The organism is Saccharomonospora iraqiensis subsp. paurometabolica YIM 90007 (assembly GCF_000231035.2).
Taxonomy (GTDB): domain Bacteria; phylum Actinomycetota; class Actinomycetes; order Mycobacteriales; family Pseudonocardiaceae; genus Saccharomonospora; species Saccharomonospora paurometabolica.
Genome location: NZ_KI912216.1, coordinates 31,272 through 40,297, shown reverse-complemented (window position 1 = coordinate 40,297; position 9,026 = coordinate 31,272). Strand labels below are relative to the sequence as shown.

Below are 9,026 nucleotides of genomic sequence, written 5' to 3'. Positions count from 1 at the left end.
GTCGCGAACGGCGTGGGCGGCCCGGCCAGAAGGCCCGCGTCGGCGACCCACCGGATCGTGCGGGCGTCGGCGGAGGCGAACACGTCGGCGGGCGCGCCCTCGAGGATCTGCCGGGCGAGCCGGGCGGACCCGCCGACGTTGAGCCGCACGTCCACGTCCGGGTGAGTGCGTTCGAAGTGCCGGTCCAGCTCGCCGAACACGCCGGTCAGCGAGGCCGCCGCGAACACGGTCAGTGTGCGGTCCCGCCCGGGCACACCACCGCACGCGACCACCGTCAGCATGCCGACGGCCAGCACCACCGCGACGAGCGTGCGCGGCACGGGGGTCACCCGCGCGCCACGCCCGGGTGCGCGCCTCACGGTCCGTCACCCGGTGTCTCGACGATCACCTGGGTCGCCTTGACCACGGCCACCGCGCACACCCCCGGGGCGAGCCCCAGTTCCCGCACCGCCTCGGCACTCATCAACGACACGAGCCGGTTCGGCCCGCACTGGAGCTCCACCTTGGCCATGACGGTGTCGGCCACGACGTCGGTGACCAGTCCGACGAAGCGGTTGCGCGCCGAGCGCCCCACCCCGGTGGGATCGGGCGCGGAATCGGCGGTGGTCCGGGCGAACGCGGCCAGTTCCGCCCCGTCGACCACCATGCGCCCGGCGTCGTCCCCGGCGGAGGTCAGCCGCCCGGCGCGGACCCAACGGCGGACGGTGTCGTCACTCACGCCGAGCAGGCGGGCGGCCTCCGAGAGCCGAAACTGCGGCATGAAGCCGAGAATATCGCCGCACATGCGAATCCGCCAGCGGTCATTCGGCCGAGGGTGTGACGGAGGTCTTATTTTCGTCGGTTCCCCGACTAGGCTGGACGGGGTGACGGGAACGGACCTCGGCATCCCCAGGGTGCCCGGAGCGCGCACGGCACCGGACCACACACGCCCGGACGATCCCTCGCTGATCGACAGCTTCGGGCGTGTCGCCACCGACCTGCGGGTGTCGCTGACCGACAAGTGCAACCTGCGGTGTACGTACTGCATGCCCGCGGAAGGGCTGGACTGGGCCCCGGGTGAGCAGGTCCTGTCCGACGACGAGCTGGTGCGGCTGATGGACGTCGCCGTGCGCCTGCTCGGGGTGACCGACATCCGGCTCACCGGCGGCGAGCCGCTGCTGCGTCCGGGCCTGGAGGAGCTCGTCGCCCGGATCACCGCACTGCGCCCCCGGCCGCGGCTGTCCATGACCACCAACGGCATCGGGTTCGCGAAGCGGGCGGAGCGGTTCGCGGCCGCGGGTCTGAACCGCATCAACGTCTCCCTCGACTCGGTGCACCCGGAGACGTTCGCGCGCGTCACCCGGCGCGACCGGCTGCGGCACGTCCTCGACGCGCTGGCGGCCGCCCGGGACGCCGGACTGGACCCCGTCAAGATCAACACGGTGCTGCTGCGGGGGGTCAACGAGCACGAGGCGCCCGAACTGCTGCGCTTCGCCCTGGCGCACGACTATCACCTGCGGTTCATCGAGCAGATGCCGCTGGACGCCCAGCACGGGTGGAGCCGCGCCGAGATGATTACCGCGGACGAGATCTTCGATCTGCTGGGTGCCGAGTTCACCCTGACCCCGAGCCCGACGGAGCGCGGTGGCGCCCCGGCGGAGCGGTGGCTGGTCGACGGCGGCCCGCAGGAGGTGGGCATCATCCCGTCGGTGACCCGGCCGTTCTGCGCCGCGTGCGAACGCACCCGGCTCACCGCCGACGGCGCGGTGCGCTCGTGCCTGTTCAGCACCACCGAGACCGACCTGCGCGGTCTGGTCCGACAGGGCGCCGACGACGGGGAGATCGCCGACACCTGGCGTGCGGCGATGTGGGGCAAACTCGCCGGACACGAGATCAACGAGGCCGGTTTCGCGCAGCCGATCCGGCCGATGAGCTCCATCGGCGGCTGATCCGCGCCCACGCACGCGAACGAGGGAGCAGGCGATGCACACGTCGGGGACCGGGCACCGTGCCGCGGCACCGGAGAACACCACCGCACCGGAGAGCCCCACGGCCCCGCGGGGCCGCGCGGCGCCGGGAAACGCGGTGCCGGGAAACGCGGTGCCGGGGAACGCGGTGCCGGACGACGCGGGAACTGCCGTGACGGTGCGGGTGCGGTACTTCGCCTCGGCCCGCGCGGCCACGGGGCTGGACTCCGAACCGGTCGGGCTGGCCGGATCCGCCTCGGTGGCCGACGCCCTGCGGTGGCTCCGTGAACGGCACGCCGGCACCGGGCTGCCCCGCATCCTCGACGCGGCGGGTTTCCTGCTGGACGGCGTCGCGGTGCGCGACCACACCCGCCGCCTGCCCGACGGGGCCCAGCTCGACGTGCTCCCGCCGTTCGCGGGCGGCTGATCCCCACCGGTACCGGACCCCCGGACGGGGCGGGACCGGTGCACACCCCCGGTGGTCCGCCACCGGATGCCGCACCGACGGAGGGTGTGCACCTCCCACCGCGGGTGGGCGCACGTGTCCGGTTCGTCCGGACCATCCGTTCGTCAGGGCGCGCGCGTGCCCGCACGAACGGAGCAGACGGGTCGTCGGCGGCGTGACCCAGACCTCACTTTGGGTGAAAAGTTTCGAGACGGACACGGACCGGTAACAGCGCCCTACGCAGGGAAAATAACCGGATCGTGCGAAGGTTGCGCGCCGTTACTGTGGTCTAGCCCACGGTTCCATCAATTTCCGATCACGCTCGTTGTTACGTACCGTCGCAAATTGGTTGGCCCCGACCAACCGGGAACAACCGGGTTCCCGTCTGCGCCGAGCCCAGTCCGGCGGGATCCCGGAGACACGGAAAAACCCCGAGCGAAACGCACTTCTCGGACTGGGACGAGAGGGAGGCGGCATCCCCCGGTGCCGCCTGTCGACCCGAGACGGTCGGCCCGGCCTCACCGCCTGCCCGCGGTTCTCGACAGGCGCGGAAGTCGAAACCGAGTCGACATGGCTTATCGAGGCAAGCACCGCAAACCGTCCGCCGCGTCCCGCAACCTCGCCCGCGTCGCCGTCGCGGGCATCGCCGTGGGTGCGCCGCTGTCGGTGGCCGCGACCCCGGCCCAGGCGGCGGACAGCAGCGTCAACTGGGATGCGATCGCCGAGTGCGAGAGCAGCGGTGACTGGAGCATCAACACCGGCAACGGCTACTACGGCGGGCTCCAGTTCAAGCTGAGCACCTGGCGGGCCTACGGCGGCACCGGAATGCCGCACGAGGCGTCCCGGTCCGAACAGATCCGGGTCGCCGAACGGGTCCTGGACGGTCAGGGCATCGGCGCGTGGCCGGTCTGCGGCGCGAAGGGCTCCTCGAACGTGAACTACGAGGGGAGCAACACCCAGGGGGCGCAGGACTCCGGCTCGACCCAGAGCCAGTCCACGCAGCCGGAGCAGACCTCCGAGCCCGCCCCCGAACCCGCCCCCGAGCGGATCGCGAAGTCGAACCCGGACGGCGACTACGTCGTCGAGAAGGGCGACACGCTGAGCAAGATCGCCGACGAGAAGGACGTCGACGGCGGCTACACGACGCTGGTCGACCTGAACGAGGGCTACATCTCCGACCCCGACTACATCGTGGTCGGGCAGAAGATCGCCACCGAGTGACCCCGGGCCCGGACGGGCCGGACCGACCCGGTCGGGCCCGTCCGGACGGGTGTCGGCATGCGGAGGGCCCCACCACTGTCCCCCGGGTGGTGGGCCCCTCCGCCGAAGGACCGACACCGGACACGCACACCGCTCCCACACGCACACCGGCGACCGGTACCAGCGACCGGTACCGCGTCAGGGCGAGTTGACCCACTCGTCGGTGCCGTCGGCGAACCACTGGTGCTTCCAGACGGGCAGCCGTGCCTTCACCTCGTCCACCAGATCGGCGCAGGTGGTGAACGCCTCCGCCCGGTGGTCGGCCGCCACCGCGCACGCCAGCGCGACGTCACCGATCGTCAGATCCCCGACGCGGTGACTCACCGCCACCGCCCGCACCCCGGCCCGCCGGGCCGCGACCTCGGAGACGACATCGGCGAGCACCGCGCCCGCGGTCGGATGCCCCTCGTAGTGCAGTGCGGTCACCGACCGGCCGCCGTCGTGATCACGCACGACGCCGCCGAAGGTGACGACCGCACCGGCACCCGCCTCCGCCACCAACCGGGCGTGCTCGTCGACCGACACCGGCTCGTCGGTGACCTCGGCGCGGGACACCCGGGCGGGTGCGGGCGGGGCCCCGTCCCCACCGACGACCCCGGATCCGTCCCCGGCCCCGGAGTGCCGGGAATGATCACCGCCCGCGATCTGATCGAGGGCATGGTCGAGCACGGCGTCGAGCACCGCGAGCCCGTCGGCCACCCCGCCCCGGGACCCCGGCAGGTTCACCACCAGCGTCCGGCCCGCCACACCCGCGGTCCCCCGGGACAGCACGGCCGTGGGCACCTTCTCCCGCCCGGCGTCCCGGACCGCGTCGGCCAGCCCCGGCAGCTCGCGGTCCAGCAACGCCGCCGTGGCCTCCGGCGTCCGGTCGGTGGGTGCCACACCGGTGCCCCCGGTGGTCACCACCAGGTCGACGCCGTCGGTGACGAACCCGCGCAGGGCCCGCTCCACCGGGGCACCGTCGGCGACCACGACCGGGTCGGTGACCTCGAACGACCGTGCGGCGAGCCAGTCGGCGATGACCGGCCCGGTCGTGTCGGCGTAGACGCCGTCCGCCGCGCGGTTGGACGCGACGACGACCCGCGCCGTGCGTTTCATCGGTTCTCCTCCCGCCGCCAGGTCCCGGACTTCCCCCCGTCCTTGGCCACCAACCGCACCTCGTCGAGCGAGGCGGCGGGGTCCACGGCCTTCACCATGTCGTGCAGCGTCAGCCCCGCGACGGCCACGGCCGTCAGCGCCTCCATCTCGACCCCGGTGCGGTCGCTGGTGCGCGCGGTCGCGGTGATCACCACGTGGTCGGGGCCCGGGTCGAAGTCGAGGTCGACCTTGGACAACGCGATCTGGTGGCACAGCGGGATGAGCTCCGAGGTCCGTTTGGCGCCCATCACCCCGGCGATGCGGGCCGTGGCGAACGCGTCCCCCTTGGGCAGTTCCCCGGCCGTCAGCAGGCCGATCACCTCGGCGGTGGTGCGCACCGTCCCCCGGGCCACGGCGGTCCGGGCCGTGACGTCCTTGCCGGAGACGTCGACCATCCGCGCCGTGCCCGACTCGTCGACGTGGCTGAGCCGCCCGTCGCCGTCCGTGCCGTCCCGCCCCGTGTCGTGCGGTCCCGTATCGTGCGGTCCCGTGTCGTGCGGTCCCGTATCGTGCGGTCCCCTGTCGTGGTGGTCCGTCCCGTCCCGCCGCGCGCCGTCCTGTCCGCTCACGCCGTCGAGGTTACGGCGTCGGCGGTGGTCCCGGACACATCACCACCGCGGGCGACCTCGGCCACGGCCTCGGCCACGGCCGGGGCCACCGCCGCGTCGAAGACGCTCGGCACGATGAACGACGCGTTCAGCCGGTCGTCCACCACGTCGGCGATCGCGTCGGCGGCGGCCACCAGCATCCCGTCGTCGATGTGGTGGGCGTGCGCGTCGAGCAGCCCGCGGAACACACCGGGGAAGGCGAGGACGTTGTTGATCTGGTTCGGGTAGTCGCTGCGCCCGGTGGCCACGACGGCGGCGTGCCGCTGCGCCTGAAGCGGGTCGATCTCCGGATCCGGGTTGGCCAGGGCGAACACCACCGCGTCGTCGGCCATGGTCGCCACCTGCTCGGCCCCGAACAGGTCGGGGGCCGACACCCCGATGAACACGTCCGCACCGACCAGCGCGTCGTGCAGCGTCCCGGTCATCCCGTGCGCGTTGGTGTGCTCGGCGACCCAGCGCAGGTTGTCGTCCAGGCCCTCCCGGCCGGGGTGGACGACCCCGTCGATGTCGACCGCGACGATGTCGGCGGGCGCCTTCCGGCGCAGCAGCCGGATGATCGCCGACCCCGCCGCACCGACCCCGCTGACCACGACCCGGCACTTCTCGAGCGGCTTGCCCACCACCCGCAGGGCGTTGCGCAACGCGGCGACCACCACGATCGCGGTGCCGTGCTGGTCGTCGTGGAACACCGGGATGTCGAGCTGTTCCCGCAGCCGCGCCTCGATCTCGAAGCACCGCGGCGCGGCGATGTCCTCCAGGTTGATGCCCGCGTACCCGGGGGCCAGCGCCCGCACCGTGCGGATGATCTCCTCGGTGTCCTGGGTGTCCAGGCACACCGGCCAGGCGTCCACGCCGGCGAACTTCTTGAACAGGGCCGCCTTGCCCTCCATCACCGGCAGTGCCGCCGAGGGACCCACGTTGCCCAGGCCCAGGACGGCGGACCCGTCGGAGACCACGGCCACGGTGTTGCGCTTGATGGTCAGCCTGCGCGCGTTCTCCGGGTCGGCCGCGATGGCCTGGCACACCCGCGCGACCCCGGGGGTGTAGGCGCGGGAGAGGTCGTCCCGGTTGCGCAGGTCGACCTTCGGCGAGACCTCCAGCTTCCCGCCGAGGTGCATCAGGAACGTCCGGTCGGAGACCTTCCGTACCCGCACCCCGGGCAGCGCGTCCAGCGCGGACGTGATGTCGTCGGCGTGGTCGGCCGAGGACACGTTCGCCGTGATGTCCACGACGATCGCGTCGGCGTGCGACTCCACCACGTCGAACGCGGTGAGCACGCCGCCGACCCTGCCGACCGCCGTGGTCAGGTCACCGGCCGCGCTGGCCGAGGGCGGAGCCTGGAGCCGCACGGTGATCGAGTAACCGGGCCCGGGAACCGGCATGGCAGGCACCCCCGCATCGAGATTGACCGTCGAACGGGGGAAAGCCTATCCCCGCGAGCGGCCCACTCCCGGCGCGGAGGGGTGACTGACCAGTAACTTCGCTTCCGTCGGACCGGTCCCGGGCCCGCCGGGGCCCCGGCTACGCCGACTTGTTGATCTCGGTCTGCGGGTGCTCGTAGGGCACCCGCTCCAGCGGGAAGGTCATGTCGTCCCCGTACGGCGACAGCGCCCCCTGCCGGTCGGCCGCCAGTTCCGAGACCGGGTGCGCGTCGCCCCCCGCCTCCGGCCACTCCGGGTCGATCCGGTTCCGCTTGCCCGCCTTCGCCACGGCGTCCTCCTCACTCGACCAACGACTGACCACAGTGTGCCGGATGGGCCCGGCCGACGGATATCGTGGTGACAATGGTCGCTGTCTCCCTCGCGGACTGGCTGAGCTCGCGTTCCGACGACGAGCTGGCCGCGCTGCTGCGCGACCGGCGCGACCTCGCGACCCCGCCACCCGCCGATTCCGGCGTGCTCGCCACGCGCGCGGGTACGGCGGGCTCGATCGCGCGCGCGTGCGAGAACCTGGACACCGCCACCCTCGCGGTGCTGGAGACACTGCTCGCCCTGGACGCCGACACCGCACCCGTGGACCGCGCGCGGCTGGACGCGCTGCTCGGCGAGCCCGTGCCGGAGGCGCTGGACCGGCTACGGCGGTTGGCCCTGGCCTGGGGCGACGACGACGGCCTTTCCGTGCCCCCCGCGGCGCGCGAGGTGTTCGGACCGTTCCCGGCCGGACTCGGGGTGTCCCGTCCCGAGCTCGCGGACACCGACCTCGCCGCCGTCCTCGACGAGCTCGCCGAGGACGACCGCGCCCTGCTGCGCACCCTGTCGGCGGGTCCCCCGATCGGGCGGACCCGGGACGCGGCGGCCGAGGTGCCACCGGAGGAGGCCACCACGCCGGTGCAGCGCCTGCTGGCACGCGGACTGCTGGTGCGCCGGGACCCGCAGACCGTCGAGCTGCCCCGCGAGCCGGCCCTGGCACTGCGCGGCGGCCTCGCCTACGACGCCGGATCGCTGCGGGAACCGGAGCTGCCGACCAGCCCGCACCAGCGGGAGTCGGTGGACGAGGCCGCGGCGGGCGAGGTCGCAGAGTTCCTGCGCACCACGGAGGCACTGCTCCGGCTCTGGTCGGAGAAACCGTCACCGGTGCTCAAGTCCGGCGGGCTCGGGGTGCGGGAACTGCGCCGCCTCGCCCGGGACCTCGACGTCGACGAGCGCACCGCCACCCTGCAGGCCGAACTGGCCGTGGGCGCCGGGCTGGTCGCCGTCAGCGAGGACGCCACGCCCGGGTGGGTGCCCACGACGCTGACGGACTCGTGGCTGTCCTCCCCGCAGTCCGGCCGCTGGCTGATCCTCGCGCAGGCCTGGCTCGACCTGCCGCGCATGCCGGGGCTGGTGGGCACGAAGGACGCGAAGGACAAGGTGATCGCCCCGCTGTCCGAGGAGGCGCGGCGTCCGGCGGCACCCGCGACCCGCCGTCGGGTGCTCGGCACCCTCGCCGACCTGCCCACCGGGGCCGGGGTGAAGAGTGTGGACGAGCTGGTCGCCGTCCTGGCGTGGCGCGCGCCCCGCAAGGGCGGCAGGCTGCGCGACGAGAGCGTGCGGCAGGCGATGGCCGAGGCCACGGCACTGGGCATGGTCGGCCTCGGCGCACTCACCTCGGCGGCACGGGCCCTGCTCGACGACGACCAGCACGGCGCGGCGGCCGCGATGGCCGACGCGCTGCCGCAGCCGGTGGACCACGTCCTCGTGCAGGCCGACCTGACCGTGGTGGCCCCCGGACCGCTGGAGCCGGACCTGCAGAAGAGCATCGAGTCCGTCGCCGACGTCGAGTCGGCGGGCCACGCCACGATGTACCGGGTGAGCGAGACGTCCGTGCGCCGGGCCATGGACGCCGGACAGACCGCCGACGAACTGCACGAGCTGTTCACCACCCGCTCCCGCACCCCGGTGCCGCAGTCGCTGACCTATCTGATCGACGACGTGGCACGCCGACACGGACGACTCCGGGGCGGTGCCGCGGCGTCGTTCCTGCGCTGCGACGACGAGGTGCTGCTGGCCGAGGTGCTGCGCACCCGGGCCGCGGCGGACTTCGAGCTGCGCCGGATCGCGCCCACCGTGGTGGTCAGCCCGTACCCGCTGTCCGAGGTGCTGCAGGCGCTGCGCGCGGCCGGGTTCGCCCCGGCGGCGGAGGGCCCGGACG

The 9,026-nt window shown here is 73.4% G+C and carries 9 protein-coding genes and 1 pseudogene; 4 read left to right on the top strand and 6 right to left on the bottom strand.

What is annotated here, in order from left to right; genetic code table 11:
* Nucleotides 1–320, bottom strand: a 320-nt coding sequence (locus SACPADRAFT_RS0206870; RefSeq protein WP_028662284.1) for an extracellular solute-binding protein, incomplete at its 3' end; no start/stop codon positions are given.
* A 35-nt stretch (nt 321–355) separates the two neighbouring features.
* Nucleotides 356–760 carry a TOBE domain-containing protein gene (locus SACPADRAFT_RS0206865; protein WP_028662283.1) on the bottom strand — a complete coding sequence of 135 codons (405 nt, stop codon included), beginning with the start codon at nt 758–760 and terminating at the stop codon, nt 356–358.
* A gap of 103 nt (nt 761–863) precedes the next feature.
* Here SACPADRAFT_RS0206865 and moaA point away from each other — a divergent pair, with 103 nt between their 5' ends.
* The 3 genes from moaA to SACPADRAFT_RS0206850 all read left to right on the top strand — a co-directional run bounded on the left by moaA (nt 864) and on the right by SACPADRAFT_RS0206850 (nt 3,612).
* A complete protein-coding gene (gene moaA / locus SACPADRAFT_RS0206860; protein WP_007025310.1) occupies nt 864–1,928 on the top strand; it encodes a GTP 3',8-cyclase MoaA in 1,065 nt (354 codons plus the stop codon).
* 136 nt (nt 1,929–2,064) lie between these two features.
* Nucleotides 2,065–2,373, top strand: a complete 309-nt coding sequence (locus tag SACPADRAFT_RS26025) for a MoaD/ThiS family protein (protein WP_051442404.1) — start codon at nt 2,065–2,067, stop codon at nt 2,371–2,373.
* 588 nt (nt 2,374–2,961) lie between these two features.
* Entirely contained in the window at nt 2,962–3,612 is a 651-nt protein-coding gene (locus tag SACPADRAFT_RS0206850) for a transglycosylase family protein (RefSeq protein ID WP_007025308.1), read from the top strand.
* 177 nt (nt 3,613–3,789) lie between these two features.
* Here the strand turns inward: SACPADRAFT_RS0206850 and SACPADRAFT_RS0206845 are convergent, their stop codons facing one another.
* The 4 genes and pseudogenes from SACPADRAFT_RS0206845 to SACPADRAFT_RS0206830 all read right to left on the bottom strand — a co-directional run bounded on the left by SACPADRAFT_RS0206845 (nt 3,790) and on the right by SACPADRAFT_RS0206830 (nt 7,106).
* Entirely contained in the window at nt 3,790–4,749 is a 960-nt protein-coding gene (locus SACPADRAFT_RS0206845) for a molybdenum cofactor biosynthesis protein MoaE (RefSeq protein ID WP_007025307.1), read from the bottom strand.
* Nucleotides 4,746–5,216: pseudogene (moaC, locus tag SACPADRAFT_RS0206840) on the bottom strand (cyclic pyranopterin monophosphate synthase MoaC); the annotation flags it as partial. The gene SACPADRAFT_RS0206845 and the pseudogene moaC, both read right to left, overlap by 4 nt.
* A 137-nt stretch (nt 5,217–5,353) precedes the next feature.
* Nucleotides 5,354–6,778: an NAD-dependent malic enzyme gene (locus SACPADRAFT_RS0206835; protein ID WP_007025305.1), complete on the bottom strand. Its 1,425-nt coding sequence runs from the start codon at nt 6,776–6,778 to the stop codon at nt 5,354–5,356.
* A 139-nt stretch (nt 6,779–6,917) separates the two neighbouring features.
* Complete coding sequence (locus tag SACPADRAFT_RS0206830) at nt 6,918–7,106, bottom strand: hypothetical protein (protein ID WP_007025304.1); 189 nt, start codon at nt 7,104–7,106, stop codon at nt 6,918–6,920.
* 74 nt (nt 7,107–7,180) lie between these two features.
* On the opposite strand from SACPADRAFT_RS0206830, the gene SACPADRAFT_RS26020 reads away from it, so the two are divergent.
* On the top strand, nt 7,181–9,026 hold a 1,846-nt coding region (locus SACPADRAFT_RS26020; RefSeq protein WP_007025303.1), incomplete at its 3' end, for a helicase-associated domain-containing protein.

Bases quoted from the DNA above. Each gene is read 5' to 3' on its own strand.
- SACPADRAFT_RS0206865 (WP_028662283.1), bottom strand. From the start codon at position 760: ATGCCGCAGTTTCGGCTCTCGGAGGCCGCCCGCCTGCTCGGCGTGAGT.
- SACPADRAFT_RS0206850 (WP_007025308.1), top strand. From the start codon at position 2,962: ATGGCTTATCGAGGCAAGCACCGCAAACCGTCCGCCGCGTCCCGCAAC.
- SACPADRAFT_RS0206845 (WP_007025307.1), bottom strand. From the start codon at position 4,749: ATGAAACGCACGGCGCGGGTCGTCGTCGCGTCCAACCGCGCGGCGGAC.
- SACPADRAFT_RS0206835 (WP_007025305.1), bottom strand. From the start codon at position 6,778: ATGCCGGTTCCCGGGCCCGGTTACTCGATCACCGTGCGGCTCCAGGCT.